The organism is Adlercreutzia sp. St.1H8 (assembly GCF_059728655.1).
Genome location: NZ_AP039376.1, coordinates 418178 through 439996 on the forward strand (window position 1 = coordinate 418178; position 21819 = coordinate 439996).

17 protein-coding genes are annotated in these 21819 nt (G+C 69.7%); 9 read left to right on the forward strand and 8 right to left on the reverse strand.

All coding sequences use genetic code 11. The features are described 5' to 3' along the window. The first annotated feature begins 136 nt into the window (after window positions 1–136). The 8 genes from AC6I0Y_RS01370 (at window position 137) to AC6I0Y_RS01405 (ending at window position 8889) form a co-directional block, all read left to right on the forward strand. Entirely contained in the window at window positions 137–925 is a 789-nt protein-coding gene (locus AC6I0Y_RS01370; RefSeq protein WP_497732530.1) for an energy-coupling factor transporter transmembrane component T, read from the forward strand. Beyond that, the gene (locus tag AC6I0Y_RS01375; RefSeq protein ID WP_497732532.1) at window positions 913–2601 is read left to right on the forward strand and encodes an ABC transporter ATP-binding protein; all 1689 of its coding nucleotides are present in this window, start codon (window positions 913–915) and stop codon (window positions 2599–2601) included. Before AC6I0Y_RS01370 ends, AC6I0Y_RS01375 begins: the two co-directional genes overlap by 13 nt. Next, a complete protein-coding gene (locus AC6I0Y_RS01380; protein WP_497732534.1) occupies window positions 2598–3323 on the forward strand; it encodes an ECF transporter S component in 726 nt (241 codons plus the stop codon). Before AC6I0Y_RS01375 ends, AC6I0Y_RS01380 begins: the two co-directional genes overlap by 4 nt. Before the next feature lie 506 nt (window positions 3324–3829). Further along, window positions 3830–4435, forward strand: a complete 606-nt coding sequence (locus AC6I0Y_RS01385) for a hypothetical protein (RefSeq protein ID WP_160709866.1) — start codon at window positions 3830–3832, stop codon at window positions 4433–4435. A gap of 446 nt (window positions 4436–4881) precedes the next feature. Continuing rightward, entirely contained in the window at window positions 4882–5964 is a 1083-nt protein-coding gene (locus AC6I0Y_RS01390; RefSeq protein WP_497732536.1) for a FecCD family ABC transporter permease, read from the forward strand. Then, entirely contained in the window at window positions 5961–6749 is a 789-nt protein-coding gene (locus tag AC6I0Y_RS01395; RefSeq protein WP_497732538.1) for an ABC transporter ATP-binding protein, read from the forward strand. The genes AC6I0Y_RS01390 and AC6I0Y_RS01395 overlap by 4 nt, the downstream gene beginning before the upstream one ends. Window positions 6750–6771: 22 nt before the next feature. Then, entirely contained in the window at window positions 6772–7902 is a 1131-nt protein-coding gene (locus AC6I0Y_RS01400) for an ABC transporter substrate-binding protein (protein WP_497732541.1), read from the forward strand. A gap of 189 nt (window positions 7903–8091) precedes the next feature. After that, a complete protein-coding gene (locus tag AC6I0Y_RS01405) occupies window positions 8092–8889 on the forward strand; it encodes a Rossmann-like domain-containing protein (protein WP_497732543.1) in 798 nt (265 codons plus the stop codon). A 507-nt stretch (window positions 8890–9396) separates the two neighbouring features. On the opposite strand, the gene AC6I0Y_RS01410 is transcribed toward AC6I0Y_RS01405, so the two are convergent. The 6 genes from AC6I0Y_RS01410 to AC6I0Y_RS01435 all read right to left on the reverse strand — a co-directional run bounded on the left by AC6I0Y_RS01410 (window position 9397) and on the right by AC6I0Y_RS01435 (window position 15525). Then, window positions 9397–10191 (reverse strand): J domain-containing protein, encoded by a 795-nt coding sequence (locus tag AC6I0Y_RS01410; protein ID WP_497732545.1) that lies wholly within the window; start codon window positions 10189–10191, stop codon window positions 9397–9399. Window positions 10192–10314: 123 nt separating this feature from the next. Further along, the gene (locus tag AC6I0Y_RS01415) at window positions 10315–11154 is read right to left on the reverse strand and encodes a DUF5685 family protein (protein ID WP_497732547.1); all 840 of its coding nucleotides are present in this window, start codon (window positions 11152–11154) and stop codon (window positions 10315–10317) included. Window positions 11155–11162: 8 nt separating this feature from the next. After that, complete coding sequence (locus tag AC6I0Y_RS01420; RefSeq protein WP_497732549.1) at window positions 11163–11579, reverse strand: hypothetical protein; 417 nt, start codon at window positions 11577–11579, stop codon at window positions 11163–11165. Window positions 11580–12353: 774 nt separating this feature from the next. Continuing rightward, window positions 12354–14303 (reverse strand): oxidoreductase, encoded by a 1950-nt coding sequence (locus tag AC6I0Y_RS01425; protein ID WP_497732551.1) that lies wholly within the window; start codon window positions 14301–14303, stop codon window positions 12354–12356. After that, a complete protein-coding gene (locus AC6I0Y_RS01430) occupies window positions 14296–15081 on the reverse strand; it encodes a DUF169 domain-containing protein (RefSeq protein WP_497732554.1) in 786 nt (261 codons plus the stop codon). Before AC6I0Y_RS01430 ends, AC6I0Y_RS01425 begins: the two co-directional genes overlap by 8 nt. Before the next feature lie 24 nt (window positions 15082–15105). Further along, window positions 15106–15525, reverse strand: coding sequence for a hypothetical protein (locus AC6I0Y_RS01435; protein WP_242163065.1), 420 nt, complete (start codon window positions 15523–15525; stop codon window positions 15106–15108). Between the two features lie 440 nt (window positions 15526–15965). Here AC6I0Y_RS01435 and AC6I0Y_RS01440 point away from each other — a divergent pair, with 440 nt between their 5' ends. Next, window positions 15966–18341 carry a molybdopterin-dependent oxidoreductase gene (locus AC6I0Y_RS01440; protein WP_497732557.1) on the forward strand — a complete coding sequence of 792 codons (2376 nt, stop codon included), beginning with the start codon at window positions 15966–15968 and terminating at the stop codon, window positions 18339–18341. Between the two features lie 42 nt (window positions 18342–18383). Here the strand turns inward: AC6I0Y_RS01440 and AC6I0Y_RS01445 are convergent, their stop codons facing one another. Both AC6I0Y_RS01445 and AC6I0Y_RS01450 read right to left on the reverse strand, forming a co-directional pair. Further along, window positions 18384–20657 (reverse strand): DUF3641 domain-containing protein, encoded by a 2274-nt coding sequence (locus AC6I0Y_RS01445; protein ID WP_497732560.1) that lies wholly within the window; start codon window positions 20655–20657, stop codon window positions 18384–18386. Then, window positions 20657–21745, reverse strand: a complete 1089-nt coding sequence (locus AC6I0Y_RS01450) for a GTP-binding protein (protein WP_497732562.1) — start codon at window positions 21743–21745, stop codon at window positions 20657–20659. The genes AC6I0Y_RS01445 and AC6I0Y_RS01450 overlap by 1 nt, the downstream gene beginning before the upstream one ends. Window positions 21746–21819 lie beyond the last annotated feature (74 nt).

Genomic DNA, 21819 nt, shown 5'->3' on the forward strand with positions numbered 1-21819 from the left:
CGGCGAGCCCTCGTACGGCGCGCCGCGCCGATTCGACCCGGCCTTCGCCGCGGCCCCGCCTGCGGGTGCGCCCGCCCTTGACGCGGTGCATCCCGCCATTCCCCTGGCGTTCTTCGCGACGGCACTCGGGCTTACCATGGGCGCCTTCCAGCCGGTTCTCATCGCGACGTCGCTGATGGGGGCGCTGGCCTGCGGCGCTCTGCTGCGAGGCGGCCGCGCCGTGGCCCGCGACCTGCGCTGGCAGCTGCCGCTTCTCGTGATCGTGACGCTCGTGAACCCGGTGTTCGCCGCCCGTGGCGCCACCGAGCTCTTCCGCGTGGGCAGCTTCGCCTTCTACGGCGAGAGCCTGGCCTACGGCGCGGCCATGGGCGGCCTGCTTCTGGCCACCATCGCCTGGTTCGCCAACGCGGCGGCGGTGCTCTCGGCTGATCGCGTGATGACGGCACTTGGCGGCCGCGCGCCGGCGCTCGCCCTCATGCTGTCCATGACCCTGCGCCTCGTGCCGCGGTTCAGCCGTCACGGGCGGGCTGTCGCGGACGCCCAGGCGGCTTGCTCGCGCGTGGCGCCGGCCGGCAAGCGGCAGGCGATCGCGGCCGCCGTGCGGCAGATGTCGGTGCTCGTGGGCTGGTCGATGGAGGACTGCCTGGAGACGGCGGACTCCATGCGCGCCCGCGGCTGGGCGTCGGGCGCCCGGCGAACCGCATACCGCCGCCAGCGCTTCCGTACCCGCGATGCCGCGTTCATGGCCGTGGTGCTGGGCCTCGGCGCGCTCTGCGTGGCAGTGGCCGTGGCGGCCGTCGGGCAGTTCCGCTTCTATCCCACCCTCACGCCGCTTGCACCGTGGTGGGGCTATGTTCCCTACGCCCTGTTCTTCTTTCTGCCCTGCGTTCTGATTGGAGGCGAGCGCTTGCGATGGATGCGCTGACCTACCGCGGATTCTCCTTCGCCTATCCCCGTCATGCGCCCGTGCTGGCCGAGGCGGACTGGTCGGTTCCGGCCGGCGCCTTCGCCGTGCTGGTGGGCGACACCGGGTCGGGCAAGACGACGCTTTTGCGCTGCGCCAAGCCCGAGCTGGCACCGACGGGCGAGCGCACGGGCGAGGTGCGGCTGTGGGGTGAGCCGCTCGCGGCGGGGGAGCGCGAGCCCCGTGTGGGCTATGTGTCCCAAGATGCGGACAACCAGATCGTCTGCGACAAGGTGTGGCACGAGCTGGCCTTCGGCCTGGAGAACCTGGGCGTGGCGCCCGATGACATGCGCCGCCGCGTGGCGGAGGTGGCTCACTTCTTCGGCATGGAGCCGTGGTTCCGCCGGAGTGCCGAGGAGCTCTCCGGAGGCCAGAAGGCGCTCGTGTGCCTGGCATCGGTGCTGGTCATGCAGCCGTCGGTGCTGCTGCTCGACGAGCCTACCGCCCAGCTGGACCCGGTGGCGCAGAAGAGCTTCCTGCACGCGCTGTTCCGCCTCAACCGCGAGCTGGGGCTCACGGTGGTGGTGGCCACGCACAGTCCCGAGACGATGGTCGACTACGCCACCATGGCTGCGCGCGTGGAGGGCGGTCGCGTGACGGACGTCCCGCTTGGCGAGTTTCGCTACGGCCGCGCTGCGGGCCTGCGCCCGGCGACGGGGGACGTGCGGGACGCGGCGGTCGCGCAGGGCGCGCGGGCCGTTGGCGGCGCTCGGGATACGTGGGACGCGGCGGTCGCACGGGGCGCGCAGGCCGCGGCGGGGCGCGAGCCGGGCGGGCCGTCCGCGGCTTTGGGCGCGCCTACCGGGCGGGCCGAGCGCGGGCTGGGCGAGGCTGCGGCTCGCGCGGCTTCGCCGGCTGTCTCCTTCTCCGACGCGTGGTTTCGCTACGACCGCGGGGCCGACTGGGTGCTGCGCGGCCTCGACCTCACGCTGGGGGAGGGGCTCATCCACGCCGTGGTGGGCGGCAACGGCTGCGGCAAGTCGACCATGCTGCGCGCGCTGGCGGGCACCCTGCGCCTCGAGCGCGGTCGTGTGGCCAACGCCCTCCGCGCTGACCAGGCGCTTCTGCCGCAGAACCCCAAGATGCTGCTCGTGTGCGACACGGTGGCCGAGGAGCTGGCCGAGTGGGCCGGCCCCGGTGGCTACGGCGCCGACGCCATCGCGCGAGTGACTGCCCGCCTGGGCCTTGAGGGCTTGGGCGACCGGCACCCCTATGACCTGTCCGGCGGCCAGCAGCAGAAGCTCGCGCTGGCGAAGCTCCTGCTCATCGAGCCGTGGCTGCTGCTGATGGACGAGCCTACCAAGGGCCTCGACGCGCCCTCGCGCCTGGAGATAGCCCGTATCCTGCGAGGCCTGCGCGACGAGGGCCGCACTCTGGTCATGGTCACCCACGACCTCGCCTTCGCCTCGCGCGTGGCCGATACGGTGACCATGCTCTTCGACGGCGAGGCCGCTTGCACCCAGCCCCCGGCCGAGTTCTGCGCGCGCAATCTGTTCTACCGCCCCCAGCCCGACGGGTTCACCGTCCTGTGGGATGCGCAGGTTGCCCAGGCGCAGGCCGCGAATGCCGTGCCGGCGGGCGGAGCGCCCCGACCTGACGAGGACATGCGCTCGGGCGCGGGGGAGGGGCGCGCATGAGGGCGCCGACGGCTTCCCGCGGCGGCGGGCCCGAGGCGCCTGACCGGCGGCTTCCCGCGGTCGCGGAGGCGCTCATCCTGGCTGCGGTGCCGGCGGCCCTCGTGGCGTGCGCCCTGCTCCAGCTCCAGCAGACGGCGCTGCTCACCTTCGCCGTGGCCGCTGGCGCCCTGGCCTTGTTCTTCGCCGACTTCGAGCGCTCGCGCCCTGCTCTGCGCCAGGTGGCGCCCACGGCGGTGCTCGGCGCCCTGGCCGCGGCTGGGCGCATCCTGTTCGCGCCGCTGCCGGACGTGAAACCGGTGAGCGCCGTGTGCATCCTGGCCGGCGCCGTGTTCGGCCGCCGCTGCGGCTTCATGGTGGGAGCGCTCGCGGCGCTCGTGTCGAACTTCTTCTTCGGCCAGGGCCCCTGGACGCCGTGGCAGATGTACGCCTGGGGCCTCGTCGGCTACCTGGCTGGCGTGCTGGCAGATGCCGGCCTGCTCGAGCGCCGCGGCGTGCTGGCGACCTACGGCTTCGCGTCCGGCCTGCTGTTCGGCCTGCTCATGAACACGTGGACGCTCGCGGGGTTCGTGCAGCCCATCACCTGGCCGGTGGCGCTCGGCGTCTACGCGGCCGCGCTTCCCTTCGACCTCGTCCACTCCGCAGCCACGGTGGGGTTCCTGCTGGTCATCTACGTGCCGTGGCGCAGGAAGCTCGTGCGCGTGAGGGAGAAGTTCGCGCTCTAGACTCCGCGGCGGGGCGTGATGGCCAGCCTCGCCTTGGGGCGCGATGCCACTCGCTCTCGCAGCCATTTTCGCCTCGCAACCCGCCCGCGCTGACCCTTACGGCCACTTTTTCGCCGCCGAATGGCACTAATCGACGGTTTGGTACGCCTCATCGCCCTCATTAACGTCCCCCGTCGCCCGTTCGGGGTGCGGGCGGTGGCGTTTTCCCAGGTCGGCTTTCGCGGCAGAGCCTCCGCGCGCCCGAAGCGCACCCACGCACCGTACCAAAACGTCGATTAGTGCCATCTGAGCACGGAAACGTGGCAGCGGCGTTGGTTGACGGGCCGGCTTGACGCCAATCCGGGCAGAGGGCGTTGGGCGGGCAGCTTGACGCCTGACCGTCGGCGAGCGCGAGGGGGGGGGCGACTCTCTGCCCGTCTAGCTAGCGGGCATGGGGATTCGCATCCCGTCTGCGCGCTGTGTTATGCTTGTATGAGAATAATTCATCGGGCAAGAAGGGAGTCGCCATGCTTTTCGTACTCACCGGTCAGGTGCAGACCGGGAAGACCCGCTGGCTCGAGGATGTTCTCGGCGAGCTGGCGGCCGAGGGAGTGCCTGCCTACGGGGTGACGGCCCCGGGGGTGTGGGTGCCCTCCGCCGGTCCCGAGGCTGATTCCAACGGCTTCGAGAAGCTCGGCATCGACCAGGTGCTCCTCCCAGGTGGCGAGCGCATCGGCTTTGCGCGGCGTCGTGACCTGGCCCAGGCGGATGGCGCCTACGACGCTGCCAGTCAGAGCGCTCGGGCTCAGCTGGCCTGGGCCATCGACGACGCGGCTCTCGCCCAGGTCAACGCTCACCTTGCCTCTCTCGAGTTCCGCGTGGGGGAGGACGCGCCGGGGCTGCTGGTCATCGACGAGCTCGGGCGCCTGGAACTGGAGCGCGACGGGGGTCTGACCGAGGCCTTGGCGCTGCTCGCCCGCGGCTCCCTGCCCTCGTGGCCTCATTCCCTCGTGGTGGCACGCGCCCGTCTGGCCGAAGTCGTCTCCGCGCGCTTTGGAAGTCTGTGGGGCGGCGCGCAGCTCATCGCCCCCAGCGACGAGGGACGCGCGACCTTGCGCGCCGCCCTCTCCTGAGACTGACGCCCCTTGCGGCCGGCGCCGCTCATCCCGCCGCCCGAGGCTGACGCCCCCCCCCCGCGGCCGGCGTTTCGTCCGGCCAGCCCCCCCCCTCCGGCCAGCGCGCCTGCCCCGCCGGCGGCTGCCCCCCCCGGCCAGCGTCCCCCTGGCTTGCGGCCGACCCCCCCCCCTTCCCGGGCAGCGCCGGCGTTCCGCCCGTGACCGACATCTCTGCCCATGACCGGCGTTCCCCTCCCGGCCAGCGTCGACGCCCCGCCCATGACCTGCGTCTCAGCGGTCGGCGTCTCTCCTCGGCCAGCGCCGCCCTGGCTTGCGGCCGGCGTCCCTCCCAGTCAGCGCCGCCCATCCCTGACCAAAATTATCCTTATTGCAAAATAATTACCAACTCGCTATTATTCATAATTGTGAATATCCACATATGAGAATAATATGGAGGAGGGGTGATGGAGAAAGACGAGCGCTTGGCCGCCTCCGCCAGCATGCGGCCTGGGGGCGATTGCGGCTGCCCGCGGGCCTCGGAGGCGGCGCGTCGCGGGCGGGCCGTCGTGGCGGGGCTTGCGGTGTTCGTGGTGGTGGCTGCCGGCGTCTCGCTCATGCTCGGCCGCTATCCCATCGATCCCCTCCAGGCCATCGCCATGCTCGTCGACCAGGTCGTCCCCCTCCCGCAGACGTGGACCGACCAGCAGGCCACCCTCTTCTTCAACGTACGGCTGCCCCGTGTGCTGCTGGGACTCATGGTGGGCTGCTGCTTGGCCGTGGCCGGCGCCGCCTATCAGGGCACCTTCCAGAACCCCCTCGTCTCGCCGGACATCCTGGGCGCCAGCCAGGGCGCGGCCTTCGGCGCAGCCCTGGCCATCCTGCTGGGCTTCAGCGTGGCGGGCGTGTCGCTCACGGCCTTCGCCATGGCGCTGCTCACCGTGTTCCTCGTGCTGCTCATCAGCGCCCGGGCCAAGGGCAACCACATGATGGTGGTGGTGCTGGCCGGCGTGATGGTGAGCTCGCTGTTCCAGGCGGGCGTCTCCTACGCCAAGCTGGTGGCCGACCCCACTGACGAGCTGGCCGACATCACCTACTGGCTCATGGGCTCGCTCACCGGCGCCAAGATGAGCGAGGTCACCACCGTGTTTCCCCTCATGCTCGTTGGCTGTGCTGTGCTCTTCGCGCTGCGCTGGCGCATCAACATCCTCACCATGGGCGACGACGAGGCCGCCACCATGGGCGTCAACGCGCGGCTCATCCGCATCGTCGTCATCGTGGCCGCCACCATCGTCACCGCCTCCAGCGTGTGTGTCACGGGCATGATCGGCTGGGTGGGCCTGGTCATCCCCCATCTGTGCCGCATGCTGGTGGGGGCTGACTACCGCCGGCTCATCCCCGCGTCCATGCTGATGGGCGCCGGGTTCCTGCTGGTGGTGGACGACGTGGCCCGCCTGGCCACCACCGCCGAGATCCCCATCGGCATCCTCACGGCCTTCGTGGGCGCGCCGTTCTTCCTGTACCTCATCACGCGGAGGAAGAAGCTATGAGCATCGAAGTGCGTGACCTGAGCTTCTCCTACGGCAGCCACGAGGTGCTGCGGGACGTGAGCTTCGACATCCCCGACGCCACGCTCGTCAACGTGCTGGGCCCTAACGGGGTGGGCAAGTCTACGCTGTTCCGCTGCATCCTGGGCCTGTGCCCCCACTACGCCGGCGAGATTCGGGTCAACGGCAAGGACCTGCGCCGCCTGTCGGTGCGGGAGAGGGCGCGCGAGGTGTCCTACATCCCGCAGTCCCACGCGCCGGTCTACGACTACGAGGTGCTCGACGTGGTGCTCATGGCCACGGGCAGCGACCTGCGCATGCTGAGCACGCCGGGGAAGGCCCAGGTCAAACGCGCCTACGATGCGCTCGAGCGCATTGGCATCGAGCGGCTGGCCCATCGCACCTACACCCAGATCTCCGGCGGCGAGCAGCAGCTGGTGCTCATCGCACGGGCACTCGCGCAGAACGCCCAGACCATCATCATGGACGAGCCCACCAGCGCGCTCGACTACGGCAACACCGTGCGCGTGCTGTCCTGCGTGCGCCAGCTCGCACGCGAGGGGCTTTCCATCGTGCAGTCCACCCACAATCCCGACCAGGCGTTTCTCTACTCGGACAAGACCCTCGTCATCAACGACGGCCGCGTCCGCGCCTTCGGCAGCCCCCACGACACCATCACCTCGGAGCTCATCAGCGACCTCTACGACGTGGACGTCGAGGTCAACTCCCTCTATGGCGACAAGGTGCGCGTCTGCGTGCCCGTACGCGAGCTTGAACAGCGAATATAGGAAAAGGAAGGGAAGGAACGCCATGTCCATCATGATGAGAAGGGGCGCGGCCGGCCTGCTGGCGCTGCTGTGCGCCCTGGCCCTGGCCGCGTGCCTGGGCCTCGGCCTGACCGGCTGCGCCCAGCAGGAGCAGAAATCTGCCGAGCCCCAGCAGGAGCAGAAGGCCGCTGAGCCCGAGACCCACGTCTTCACCGACGACCTGGGTCGCGAGGTGGAGCTGCCTCGCCAGATCGACCGCATCTGCCCCTCGGGCTTCACCGCCCAGCAGGTGCTGCTGACCATGGCTCCCGACAAGATGGTGGGCCTGGCCCAGGAGCTCAACGACGACCAGCTGAGGATCTTCGGCGAGAAGTTCAAGGACTACCCGGTGTTCGGCGCGGTGCTGGGCGCCACGGACAACCTCAACCGCGAGGCTGTGGCTGCCGAGAACCCCCAGGTCATCATCGACACCGGCGAGGCCAAGACGGGGGCCAAGGAGGATCTGGACGCCCTCCAGGAGCAGCTGGGCATCCCCGTGGTGTTCATCGAGGCCAAGCTCTCTGACTACGGCGCCGCCTACGAGCGCCTGGGCGAGATGCTCGCCATGGAGGATCGCGGCCAGGAGCTGGCCGACTACTGCCGCGCGGCCTACGAGAAGGTGGAGGGCGTCATGGCCACCATCCCCGAGGACGAGCGCGTGAACATGGCCTACCTCCTGGGTGAGAACGGCCTCAACGCCATCGCCAAGACGTCCTTCCAGGGCGCCGTCATGGACATGGTGGCCAACAACGTCGTGGTGGTTGACGACGTGTCGGGCAAGGGCAACGGCAACGAGGTCAGCCTCGAGCAGATCGCCCTGTGGAACCCGGAGCTCATCATCTTCCAGGCGGGCAGCATCTACGACACGGTGGGCGACGACCCGGCGTGGGCCGGCATCGCGGCCATCGACGACGGCAACTACTACCAGGTGCCCAACGACCCCTACTGCTGGATGAACAACCCGCCCACGGTGAACCAGCTTATGGGCATGCAGTGGCTGCCGCGCCTGCTCTACCCCGACAAGTTCGACGACACCATCGCCGACGTGACGCGCGCCTACTACCACACCATGTACCAGTACGACCTGAGCGATGCCGAGCTGGCCGACCTGCTGGCCGACGCCCAGCCGCGCTAAGTCCCGCCTATCCGCCTGACGGGCCGGCCGGCCTCCCTGTCCCTCCCGTGGGGGCGACCGCGCTCGTCGGATCTTCCCAGGGCCCCGCTTGGCGCGGGACCCTCGCGGCGCTTGGAGACGGGCGACCCGCCGGCCCCCTTCCCCGGCTGCTAGCCCTGGGCGTCGCGCCTCATCGAGAAAGGAATTCCCATGAACCTCACTGCTTCCTCTCCCTGGGCCCTCTACGACCGGCTCATCGCCGACGTGTCCGAGGACGTGCTCGTGCGCGACCTGTGCCTGGGCACCCACTGGTCCTACGTCGAGGCCGACTGCGGCATGGGCGTGGCCTTTACCACCACGCGCGGCGCCCAGCGCACCGACAAGTCCGACTGGCGCGGGCGTCCGCTGCGCGAGTTGGCCGAGCTGGCCAAGTCCTGGTGCTTCGAGGAGGCCACACTGGGCGTGGCGGCGCTCAACGCCTGGTACTCGCGCCCGGAGCTGGTGGTGCCCCTGGGTGCTCAGGTGGAGGAGCCGGTGGAGCTGCCCGACGGCTCCATCCGCCGTACGGACGCCTTCGAGATGGTGCGCCCCCAGGTGGAGGCCGCCGGTCCCCAGAGCTCGGTGGTGGTGATCGGCCACTTCCCCCACGTCGATCGCATCCAGGAGTACGCCCAGCTCACGGTGCTGGAGCGCGCATGCGGAGGTCCGCTCGACACGCCCGACCCCGCCTGCGAGTACGTGCTGCCCGAGGCGGACTTCGTCTTCATGACCGGCGTCACCCTCGTCAACAAGACGGCGCCGCGGCTACTGACGCTGGCATCGGGGGCCGGTGCCTTCACCACCATGGTGGGGCCCTCGGCCGTCATGGCGCCTGTGCTGCTGGAGTCCGGCGTGGACTTCCTGGCTGGCAGCATGGTGGCCGACCCGGAAAAGGCGGCCTTTGCCGTGAAGACCGGCGCGGGGCAGTTCTTCGGCGAGGCGCTGCAGATGGTAGCCCTGCGCCGCTAGGGCGCCGTGGCCGAGCGCGGCGCTCGCCCGCGTGGGGCGTCCGGGCATGTGGGGCGCGTGGGAGGGTCGTCCGGGCGTGGTTCCCGGCTGCGCAGGTGTCGCGTTTGGGCCGGCCCGGCCCTCGATGCCACTTTTTCGCCGTTTCGTGGCACTAATTCGCGTTTTGGTACGGTTTGGCGCCCCCGCCGGCGCCCATCGCGAGTCACTCGGGCCGCCATCGGCGACGTTTTCCCAGGTCGGCTTTGGCGGCGGGGCCAGCCTGCGCCCGAAGCGCACCCACGCACCGTACCAAAACGCGAATTAGTGCCATCAGGGCGCGAAAAGGTGGCGGTGGCTGTGCCAGGGTCCCGTTTCGCGGGGGGATGTTCGGCCCCGTGGGGGGGCGTCTTGCGAGGCGAGGCGGCCGTCTCGAGGCAGCAGATGGCGGCGGCTGCGCGATGGGGCCATCCCCGCGCAGGGCGCTCGAATAACCCGGGCGCCTCGCCTTGCGGAACGCCTCCGCGTGCGCTAGAGGCAGCAGATGGCGGCGGGGATTCCCGGGCCGCAGAGCATGCTGCCCCAACAGAGGCAGCAGCACAGATTGGTGGGGTCGAGGAAGCCCATGGAGAAGCCCTTCGACTCGCCCTGCTGCTGATAGGCCGCGGCGCGCTGGGTGAAGGAGCGCTCGGCGGCCAGGTAGTCGGCGTTGGCGGGATCCATCTGGCGGGCGCGGCGAATGTGACCCAGGGCCGCCGTCGGCTGGCCGGCGCCATGGCTGGCCAGCGCCATGAGGTAGTGCCAGCGAGCGTTGCGGCCGGAGCGCACCACCTTCTCCAGCGCCGAGAGGGCCTCCTGGTAGCGGCCGGCGTTGATGGCCTCCACGGCGAGCCGCGCCTCGGGGCCGTCGGATGCCGAGGCCTCCGGGTGGATGGTCGCCGCGGCCGCTCCGCCGAAGCCGGCTCCGCCGAAGATGTCCTCCCAGTTGATCTCCACCCACTGATAGCCGCCAGGCGCGCCGTAGGACCCGCCGGCGTTCGTCCCGGGGCCGGGTTGCTGCGGGCCTGCGCCGGGACGGCCATAGCCGGGGGAGTAGGGCGCGCCGTAGGCGGCGGCACGGCGGCGGGCGTCCTCGCGCGCGTACTTCTCCGGGTTCATGATGCGGTCGTAGGCCTCGTTGACCTTGTTCATGCGCTCGGCGGCGGTGGGATCGTCGGGGTTGAGGTCGGGGTGCGCCTCGCGGGCCTTCTTGCGGTAGGCCTTCTTCACCTCGTCGGGCGATGCGTCGCGGCTGACGCCGAGTATGTCGTAGGGATTCTCGGTCATGGGCCTTTCCTTCGGCCGGTCGGGCGGGATGGGCGCGGTGTGCGTGGACGCCTGGCGGCAGGCGGGATGCGGGCGTCGCGCGGAGCGCGGACCGACGCTTCCCGTGCCTCGGTGCCCGGCGCGCTAGCGCTTGGCTTCCATGGTATCCTGCTCGGTCGTGCTCGGGTACGTTCTGTTGAACTGCTGCCACACGCCTGCGTACAGCACGCTGCGCATGAGATGCAGATCCTGTTCCAAGGGTAGCCGTTCGAAGGTGTCTGCGGCGTTGCCGATGAGAACTGCAAGCAAAGTCCGCATATCCTGCGGGTTCGACTCCAGGCGGACAAAGGGGTTGTAGCTGCCGGAGCGCTCGTCGTCGGCGTAGTCGACGGCGGCGTCCATGAGGTAGACGAACTGCCCCAGCTGGCGCCCGAACCTCTCCATCTGGTCTGCCCAGATGCCCTGGTCGTGGGCGAAGAGCCGTCCGAGCAGCGCGCCGAATTCGATGGCGGCGGCATCGGGGGAGGGGTCGGAGTCGGCCTCGATGGCGCCGATGGCGGCGAGCGACCGCTCGATGGCGCCGCACTGCTCGGGGATGCGCTCGTGCGCCTTCGCGTAGGAGCCGGCCAGCAGGCGCTCAGCGGCCTTCGCGCGCAGGGCGCGGTCGTCGTGCCAGTCGTCGAGGCACTTGTGGTAGGCCAACGCGACGGTCAGGTCGGCGGCGTAGTCGGCGAAGCGCGATCGCGCATAGCTCCGCACGCGTGTGGGATGGGCGGGGCAGCGCAGCGCGCCCTCTTTCTCGGGCGGCTCGTGGAGCGCGTTGCACAGCATGAGGTAGAAGGTGAGGTCGTAGGTAAGCGTCAAGCGGCTGACCTGGCCGTACCGGTCGCGCAGCGTGCGGCACAGCCCGCAGTACAGCGCCTGGTAGCGTGCCTTCTCCTCATCGGATACGGTGCCCAAACTGGCGACGACGAAGCCGAACACGAAGCCCCCTAGGACTTTACCGTGGTCTGCGCATGGCACTTCGGGCAGGTCACGCGCAGCGTTCCCTTGCCGCGCGGCACGCTGAGGGACTGACCGCACTGGGGGCACTTAAGGTACTTGACGTCCTTGCGTCCGGCCCAGCGTCCGCGCAGGCGCGCGAGGGCCGCCCGGGGCTTGCGAAGCCAGCTCTCGAAGCGCGCGTTCTCCGTCGCGCGGGCGCCGATATTGCGCGAGTAGCAGCGAAACAGCGAGTAGGCCAGAAACGCGAGCGACAGCAGGGAGAGCAGCAGGCTCCCGAAGAAGAAGTCCAGCACCGTGAGGATGATGCCCGCGCCCAGCGCGTATTGGGCCAGCGCGTCCATGCCGTTGCGTCCCGCCATGAAGGCGTAGAGCCCGCGTCGAAGGTTGTCCGAGAATCTGCCCATGCCTGTCCCTCCTGTCTCCGTGGGGCGTTTGGGTGGCGCTCGGGTGCCCGGCGCTCGTCGGTGTTTGCCCGAGCGCTCGGGTTTGGCTGATCAATATACTTTAGTTTCTAAACTATTTAGAAACTGCCACACAAAGTGCATACGTCGCTCAAGATAGCGCTCATTGTGACAGAACGGCAGAAGAAGGATGAGATTGCGGCAATACCGTTAGAGAACGCGGGGAGGGTTTTCTGCTGGAGACCGCCATGCGCGCGGCAGCCCCAGACCGGCGCGTCCTCGGTGGCGGGGGCTTCTGTCGCATGCGCTCCCGGCATGCGTGCACGTTCCAGGCCGCAAAGTGGCCAAAAAGTGCGACCTGACGACATTTGAAGCCCGAAGACGGCCCTCTTGGGGCCGTTTTCTCGTTATCTGGAGGAAATGTCGCGAACGCGACCTGGGGATATGCGGGAGCGCAGCCAGGATCGCGGCGGCCCGCTGTCGTCAGGTCGCACTTTTTGGCCACTTTGCGGCGCGCTGCCGCACGCGGGGCGTGATGCCGTCGCTGTCCGCGCCCCGCATCCGCCGCAGCCCGCGCCCGCCGCAGCCGCCGCAGCCGCCGCAGCCCGCACTCGCCCGACGCCGTCCGCCGCGCCCCGCATCCGCCGCAGCCCGTATCCGCCATGCCCGCCGCACCCGCGCGCTCGCCCGACGCCGTCCCTCTCCGCATTCACGCCCGCGCCCGCCACAGCCGCGCGCCCGCCCGACGCCATCCGTCTGCGCCCGCGCGGACGGGGGCTATATCCTCATAGCGGCGAAGAAAGCCTCGCGGACGGCGTCGTTGATGAGGCGGGGGCGCTTGCAGTCGCCGATGACGTAGGTCTCGGGCACGGCGGCGCGCAAGGCGTCCACCTCGGCGACGGCCGGGCGCAGGCCGAGCGAGAGCACCACGGTGTCGCAGGCCAGGAGCTCCTCGACGCCGTCGGCGCGCCGCACCACGGCGCCTTCGGGCGTGCAGGCTGCCAACGTCGCGCCCTCGACGAACCGCACCCCGGCGTCGTCGCAGTACATATAGGCCTTGAACAGGTTCATCCCCTGCTCGGCCAAGAGCGCCTCGCGCGTCCGGCGCACCACCACGGTCACGTCGCGCCCGCGCCGCGCCAGGTCGAGCGCCGTCTCGGCCCCGGTGAGGCCGGCGCCCACCACCACGACGCGCTCGCCGGCCAGCGACGGGTCGGCGTCCACCGCCACGGCCTGCACGACGTTCGGCAGGTCGACCCCGGGCACGTCGGGCGTGACCGGCGCGGCGCCCAGGGCGATGACGGCGGCGTCGAAGCCCTCACCTGCCAGGAGCGCGGGGGTCGCCTCCACGCCCAGCCGCACCGCGATGCGCGGGTCGGCCGCCACCGCGCGCCGCGACCAGTCGGCATAGGCGCGCACGTCGGCCTTCAGGCTGTTCTCGCCCGCGGCGGCCAGGTTGCCGCCCAGCGCGTCGCCCCGCTCGAAGATGACCGGCCGGTGCCCGCGTCGCGCGAGCCACCGCGCCGCCTCCATGCCGCCGGCGCCGCCGCCCACGACGGCCACGTGCTTGGGCCGGGCCGCCGGCTCCACGGCGGGGAAGTCCAGCTCGCGCCCGATGAGCGGGTTCACCGCGCAGCGGGTGGGCTTGGGCTTGATGCCCGGGCCGCCGCCCGTGCAGCTGTTGCAGCGCAGGCAGGGGCGTATCTCGTCGGCGCGGCCCTCCCGCGCCTTGACGGCGCATTCCGGGTCGGCGATGAAGCTGCGGATCATCGCCACCACGTCGCAGTCGCCCGCGGCCAGGGCCTCCTCGGCCAGCGGCATCGTGTAGGAGCCCACCGAGGTCACCGGCACCGACACGCGCCGCTTGATGTGGGCGGCCAGCGCGCGGTTGGTGGCGCGCGGCATGTAGGCGCCCTGGATCATGTAGTCGCCGGCGCGCATGTCGTAGAGGTTGCCCGCGCTCACGTGCAGCAGGTCGACGGCGTCCTGCATCCGCACGGCGAACTCGGTCATCTCCCCAAGCGGCACGTTGCGCTCGGCGTCCAGGCGCTCGTCGCCGCTCATCCGCAGCTCAAGCGCCATGTTCCGCCCGATCTCCTCGCGCACGGCGGCCACCACCTCGCGGGCGAAGCGGCAGCGGTCGTCCAGGCTGTTGCAGCCGTAGCGGTCGGTGCGCTTGTTGAAGAAGGGGCTGAAGAACTGGTCGATCACGTGCCCGTGGCCGGCGTGCACCATCACCATGTCGAAGCCGGCCTGGCGCGCGTGGCGGGCGGCGGTGGCGAAGGCGTCCACGATGGCGTGCAGCTCGGCCTCGGTGTAGTCGGCCGGCAGGCGCTCCTCGTCGCGCAGGTTGAGCTCGATGGAGGCCACCGCGTCGTGGCGGTGGATGGCCTCGACCGCCCACACCAGCCCGTTGACCACCAGCGGGTCGGACAGGTTGATGGTGTAGGGGCACGTGTCGAAGTAGGCCTGGGTGACGGGGCTGTCGCCGATGGTGACGATGCCCGCTCCGCTCGAGGCCAGGGTGCCGGTGAACGCCGCGAACTCGCGGGTGACCCAGCCGTCCTTGGACGCCATGTGGTTCTCGGCCGGCGATACCTCCAGCCGGTTCTTGATGGTGAGCGGCCCCACCTTGAGCGGCCGGAAGACGTGGGGGAAGCCGCCCGCCGCGCCCACGCCAGCTGCCGCGTCCGCCGCGCCCGCGCCGCGCCAGCCGCCGCTAACCATGGCGCACCCGATCCTTCGGATCGACGGGGAAGTCCTTGTCGTGGGCCTTGTCGAACTTCTCGTAGTAGCGCGCGACCAGGGCCTTGTCGGCCGGGTCGTCGCTCAGGGCGGGCAGGCTCCACTCCATCTGCGCGAGCCCTGCCGCGAAGGCCGGGATCTTGTGGAAGGGGATCGATATGATGTGCAGCCCCGGCGGGTAGTAGCCCTGGCGCTTCATGCCGAAGTGCATCCCCGTGATGACGAAGTTGACCTTCCCCGTCATATAGGGGTAGTTGAACAGCCAGTGGCAGCCCAGCACGTTGGTGGACTTCGACTCGTAGGGGTCGCCCGTCATGAAGCTCGTGGCGCGCATGATGATGTCGGCCTTGTCGGTGGGGGCGACGAAGATGAGCAGGTCGGGGTCGAAGTCGACCTCGGCGGCGGGGCCGAACAACACGAAGTTGACCGTGCCCTCCTTGAAGAACTGGATGTCGTAGTACAGGCGCGCGTTGCAGGCCTGCTGGTTGAAGATGCCGTGGTGGAACCCGACGGCGCCCGACTCGGCGAAGGGCTCGATGGGCACGGCCCCCAGCACGTGCTTGCCCATGCAGCCCTCCTCGGCCGCCTCTATATAGTAGGTCTCGCCCGTCTCCTGCACGTCCTTGATGCAGCCGCACAGCGGCCGCTTGGGATCCTTCAGCCGGTAGCCCTCGGGCCGGTTGAAGCAGAACTTCACCGCCACGGGGCAGTAGGGCAGGTCGAGCTTCGTTATCAGGTCGCGTGTCTCCTGGCTGAGCATGGCTTCCTCCTCCGTGGGGTCGGGCTAGACGTCGGTGCGCGTGTAGCTGGTGCCGGGCAGGGCCGAGAGGTGGATGATCGGCCTCTCGAGGCTCACGATCTCGTAGGGGCAGTGGGGCACGCCGGCCGGCAGGTAGATGAAGCAGCTGCGGTCGGTCTCGACCCACTCGCCGTCGACGAAGAAGCGCAGCGTGCCGCCGAGGGACTCGGTGTCCTCCGGGTCGGTGCCGATGAAGCCCACCACCTCGTCCACGTCGTGGATGTGGGTGTGGGTGTCGTGGAGCCCGGGCGAGAGGTACCAGACCGCCGACAGGTGCATGCAGCCGGGCATCACCTCCCCGTTGATGAGCTGGGCGCTCGAGCAGAACTTCGAGCCGTCCTCGTGGTAGATGATCCCGTCGGGACGCTTGTGGTAGGAAAAGAACCTCTTCTCCGCGTCGGCCATCGCTTCCTCCTCCTCGTAGGCTGGCGGGCCGGGCGGGGGGTGGATGCCCGGCCCCGGCCCATCATAGGAAAGGGAGGGGACGCGGAATAACGACCGCCAGCGGAGAAAAAACGCCCGACTTTTGGAGCCCCCGCCAATTGACAACACCAACAGCCCCCGCCGGGCGCGGATGCCCGGCCCCCTCCCGAAAGCGCGCCGATGGCGTGCGTGTTGGGCGAGTCGTCGCGCGCAGCGGTAGCGCCTGCGGATTCGGGGGAGCCCCATTCCGCCCCGCCGGGCGCGGATGTCTCTATGCGGGGGTGCCAAAAAGGGCGGGGAATCTTGGCGGCGCGGCCAATTCATGGGGCGCGTCGCCGTCCCTATGATTACCCTGGCGGCCGCACGGCCGCCCGCCGGCGCCGCCTCCGAGGCGCCGCGGAGACGAGGAAAGGGGGCCTGCAATGGCCGATAAGCAGTGGATAACGGAAGAGGACGGCCTCACGCGCACGCGGACGTGCGCCTGGTCAGCGCCGGGGTGCCATCCCGTCGGGTGCGGCCTGCTCATCTACACCGACGCGGACGGCAACTTCGTGAAGGTGGAGGGCGACCCCGATCACCCCATCACCGAAGGTCGCCTGTGCCCGCGCTGCCTGGCCATCGGCGAGTTCCTCAACCACCCCGATCGCATCCGCCATCCCATGAAGCGCGCCCGCGAGGATCGCGGCAAGGACAAGTGGGAGGTCATCTCCTGGGACGAGGCGCTCGACATCCTGGAGACAGAGGTGCGTCACATCTGGGACACCTACGGCGCCGAGACCATCACCGTCATGAAGGGCACCGGCCGCGAGGCCACCTTCTACGCGCCGGCCATGGCCCAGGCCGTCTTCAAGACCTCGAACTCGGCCCAGGCGCTCTCCGGCAACTCCTGCTACGGCCCGCGCACCGTGGTGGCCGACTACATGCTGGGCGCCGGCTACCCCGAGCTCGACTACGCGGCGTTCTTCCCCGACCGCTACGACGACCCGCGCTACGAGGTGCCCAAGTACATCATGCTGTGGGGAAAGAGCCCGCTGCAGTCCAACCCGGACGGCCTCTTCGGCCACGCCATCGTCGACCTCATGAAGCGCGGCTCCAAGCTCATCGTCATCGACCCGCGCCTGACCTGGCTCGCCTCGCGCGCCGAATACCACATCCAGCTGCGCCCCGGCACCGACGCGGCGGTGGGGCTCGCGCTGCTCAACGTCATCATCGGCGAGGACCTCTACGACCATGAGTTCTGCGACAAGTGGGTCTACGGCCTGGACGAGCTGGCCGAGCGCGTCGCCGACAAGACGCCCGAGTGGGCCGAGCCCATCACCTGGGTGCCGGCCGACGTCATCCGCGGCGCGGCCCGCGCCTTCGCCACCAACGCGCCGTCGTCCATCCTGTGGGGGCTCGCCATCGACCAGATGCAGAACGGCGCCCAGGCCGGTCAGGAGATGCTCGCCATCGGCGCGATCTGCGGCTACATGGACGTGCCCGGCGGCATCACGCTGGCGCTGCCGAACAGCTTCATGGGCAAGTGGTCCTACGACACGCTCAAGTGCGTCGACCCCGACGTGGTGGCCAAGCGCATCGACGGCAAGGAGAACCACCCCGCCTTCGCCGTGGGCGTCTACGCGCACCCCGACGAGATCCTCGAGGTCATCGAGACCGAGCAGCCCTACGCCTTCCACATGGCGTACTTCTACGCATCCAACCCCATCGCGCCGTGCATGGGCGCCGAGCCCGAGCGCTGGTACAACGCATTCATGAAGATGGACTTCAACGCCGCGCAGGACTGCTTCATGACGCCCACCATCATGGGGCTGTGCGACCTGGTGCTGCCGGTGTCCAGCTTCGCCGAGCACGACGGCGTGGTGATGCCGCACTTCGGGCGCAACACGCACTTCATGGGCGCCATCAACACGGCCATCGACCCGGGGGAGTGCAAGTCCGACCTGGAGATATGCCTGATGGTGGGCAAGCGCCTCAACCCCGAGGCGTGGCCGTGGAACTCAGTCGAGGAGTTCTTCGACGACCAGATCCACACCCAGTACGACTGGGGCTTCAAGGAGCTCCAGAACCAGGTGGTGTTCCAGCAGCCCTTCGAGTACAGGAAGTACGAGAAGGGGATGCTGCGCCCCGACGGCGAGCCGGGCTTCAACACGCCGACCGGGCTCATCGAGGTGCGCTCGTCCATGTACGAGGACTTCGGCGAGGATCCGCTGCCCTACTTCATGGAACCGGCCATGAGCCCGTATGCCACGCCGGAGCTCTACGCGGAGTACCCGCTCGTGCTGACCACCGGCGGCCGCGACTACGCGTCGTTCCACACCGAGCATCGCCAGATCCCCAGCCTGCGTCACATCACGCCCGACCCGCTCGTGACCATCCATCCCGAGACGGCGGCGAGATACGGCATCAACGACGGCGACTACGTGTGCATCGAGAACCCCTACGGCAAGTGCGTCGAGCGCGCCCGCGTCACCAAGGAGGTGGAGCCGCGCGTCATCCACGCCACCCACGGCTGGTGGTTCCCCGAGGACGACCCCGAGGCGCCCGGCCTGTACGGCACGTGGAAGGCCAACATCAACAAGCTGCTGCCCGGCTTCAAGGTGGGCAAGCTCGGCTACGGCGCGCCGTACAAGAACCTGCTCTGCAAGATCTACAAGGTGGACGGCTACGACGCCGGCGACAGCGACCCCACCCAGTACGTCCCGCGCGAGGCCCCCTCGCCCAACTCCCTGGCGAAGGATCCCATCGAGTACAGCTACGAGCGCCAGCGCGAGCGCATCGAGGCAGGAAGAGCGTACTAACGCGTGAAGGGGGGCGCCCCGCGGGGCGCCCCCCTTCACTCCCTACGCCTCGCGCTCGTGGACGAGGGAGCCGCCGCAGCTGCTGCCGAAGCCGGCGGCGCAGCTGTAGCAGACCGGGTTCGTGCGCAGGGTGCGGGCCGGCAGGGGGCCGCGGGCCAGGTCGGCCACGGTGGCGTCGCGCGTGGGGCCGTCCGGGTCGGTCGGGTCTACGGGCAGCTGGATGGGCAGTTCCAGCACGTGGTTGACCTCGCAGTCGTAGAGGCGGCCGTCCACGTCCACGTTCACCTGGTCGCGGCACATCATGCGCTGGACGGCCAGGGCGTTGAAGTTGTCCACCAGCAGCCGCAGGTAGTCGTCGAAGAGGTTCGCGTCCAAAAGGTCGTGGGCGAAGCGCCCGAGCGGCCAGTTGTTGAAGGCGAACAGGTCGTCGAGGGCGATGCCCTCGCGGCGCGCCAGCTCCTCGCGGTAGAGGTCGGCCAGCAGGTCCTGGGGCGGCGGCAGGAAGGGGCCGCTCACGTTGTACACGAGATCCAGGGTGAGCTCCCGCGGGCCCTCCTCCGCGTCGGCGTCCGAGCCAGCGCTCGCACCGGGGCCGGAGACCTGCGCCCCCGCCACGCCGTAGCCGCGGGCGTTGAGCTCCTTGATGACGCGCATGGCCCGCTCGAACACGCCGCGCCCGCGCTGGGCGTCGGCAGCCGACGAGTCGTAGTAGGGCAGCGACGCCGTGAGCGCCGCCCCCGCGGCCGCGTAGTCGTCCAGGTAGTGGGCGTGCTCCGGCCGGTCGAGCAGCGTCAGGTTGGTGCGCACGATCAGCTTGCCGCCGCGCTCGCGCACGCGCCGGCCCGCCTCGGCCAAGAACCACGGGAAGTCCGGGTGCAGCTCGGGCGAGCCGCCGGTCACGTCGAGCGTGTGGAAGCCGCCGGCCTCGTAGGCGTCGAGCACCGCCTCCATCGTCGCGCGGTCCATGCGCTCTTCGCTGCGCGGCGAGCACTCCAGGTAGCAGTGGCGGCAGGCCAGGTTGCAGGCGTAGGTGATGTTGGCCTGCAGCGTGCCGTTGCCCTCGGGCGCGGTGAGCACGGCCGGCGCGTCCACGCGCTCCTCGAAGGAGGGGGCGCCGATGCGCGCGAGCGCCTCGTCCAGATACGCCAGGTCGACGGCCTTCTTCCCGCGGCGCGCCTCTACGGCGTCCTGGGCCCGCGCGAAGTCGAAGGCGCCGCGGTGGGCGCCGCGCGGGGTTATCTCGAAGTGGCGGCCGTAGCGCGACTGGGCCAGCATCTCGGCCATGTTGCCGCTCACGGCCACGGGCCGCCCCTTGATGAGGCGGATCTCGTCGGTCAGGTCGAAGTAGCGGGGCATCTCGGGGATGGTGCCCAGGTAGCGGGCCGTCTGCCCCCAGTTCTCGTGGCGGTCTTCCAGGCCGGCGGCCTTGATGGCGCGCACGGTGCGCGACGTGAAGCCGGTGAAGCCGAGCTTAGTCTCGAGGGCCAGGTCGCTCACGTGGATGTCGTCCACCACGGTGCAAAGCCAGCTGGCCCACCCCAGGCGGGCCATCATGCGGCGGAAATCCTCCAGGTAGATGGCGCCCCCCAGGCACTCCCCGCGCAGGACGGGGTCGTCGCGCAGCTCGTCGGGCATGCGGCGGTCGCAGAACACGTCGGAGAAGTAGAGCTCGCCGCCGGGTTTGAGCACCCGGTACACCTCGCCGAGCACCTGCTCCTTGAACGGCGTCAGGTTGATGACGCAGTTGGATACCACCAGGTCAACCGACTCGTCGGCGATGCCCAGCTCGGCCAGGTCCTCGATGTAGCCTTGGCGAAACTCCACGTTGGACGCCTCGAAGCCGAAGAGCTCGGCCATCTCGGCCTGGTGGCGGCGGGCCACCTCCAGCTGGGCCTCGGTCATGTCCACGCCGATGACGCGGCCCGTCGGCCCCACCAGCTTGGACAGTACGTACACGTCGCGGCCCACGCCGCAGCCCAGATCCACCACCGTGCAGCCCTCCAGCGCCGGCGGGATGGGGCTGCCGCAGCCGTAGAAGCGCTCCATCACCTCGTCGGCGATGAGCGGCATCACGTCGCGCACGTACTTGGGCGGCGCGTCGGTGGTGCAGCAGGTGGCGTTGGTCTTCAGGTCGTCCGAGCCGGCGAGGATGCGGCCGTAGTATTCCCGCACCTGGTCGTGGACGGAGAGCCCCGCGTCGGGAATCTGCGACCCGTCGAGCGAGGGCACGAGCGAGGTGCGGGCCACGCCGGGGGCGGGGGCGGGGACGCCCGCAGGCGCTCCCGGCGTGCCGGCCGCCGCTTCCTGCGCGGCCACTAGCGGCCCTCGTCGGCCATGCCGAAGCACTCGGTGAAGAACACCTGGCAGTCCAGCCCGTAGCGCTCGCACACCTCGTCCACGGCGTCGTCGACCAGGCGCGCGAGCGGCCGCGACTCGCATACCGCGCGAGCGTTGATGATCATGCGCATGTTCTTGTGGTCGCGCAGGAACTGCTGCTCGTACTCGATGTCGTAGTCGACGCCGATGAGCGACGCCTTGTTGAAGTCGCCGTTGCCCGACGTGGCGAAGGTCTTGAGGTGCGGCACGTTGCGCTTGCGCTCGATGAGCCCCATGCGGATCTCCTCGATGAGATCCTCGACCACGGCGTTCATGTCTATCTTCCCGTCGTCGGTGGTCTTGAAGTACATGCGGCGGTTGTACCAGGTCAGCTTGGCCTCGGCCTGCTCGAACTCGTGGTTGTCGCGCACTGAGAAGTTCTTGAGCGCCGATCCGCGGGTGGTGATGAAGTCGGCCAGCTCGGCGATGCCCGTCTTCTCGCGCGCCGATATGCACAGCACCGGGATGTCCGGAACCGCGGTCTTGAGGAACTCCACGTAGCGGGCCTGCTCCTCGTTCGTCAGCAGGTCGCATTTGTTGAGCACCACCAGGTCGGCCTCCTCGAGCTGCAGCTGCAGCAGGTACACGAGCTCCTCCGGGAGGTTGATGTCCGCCTTCTCCGGCATGATCATGCGCAGGCGCTCCGGGTCGGTGATGACGGTAAAGGGGGCCAGCTGGAACTCGTCGGCGTGCTCGCGGGCCAGCGTGTGGTACACGTGGTCGAGCGCACCCACGCCGCAGCCGGGGATGTCGCTCATGACGAAGACGGCGCGGTCCTTGTCGCGCAGGCGCCGCAGCTGATCCACCACGTTGTCCATCTGGTAGCAGATGCAGCCCGAGGCTATCTCGGTGACGGTGCAGCCGCTCGTCTGGGTGAGGCTGGTGTCGACCAGGTTGGCGCCGAGGTCGTTGGCGATGATGGCCGTCTCGCCGTAGGTGGCGTTCATGTGCTCGGCCAGGGCGATCATCGTGGTGGTCTTGCCGGCTCCCAGAAAGCCGCTGACGACCATGAACTTGATAGGTTCCATGCTCTTCCTTCACGTAGCTCGGTTGGTGGTCAGGCGCATTATACCGTCGCACCCGATCACCTTCGGGGTGACGC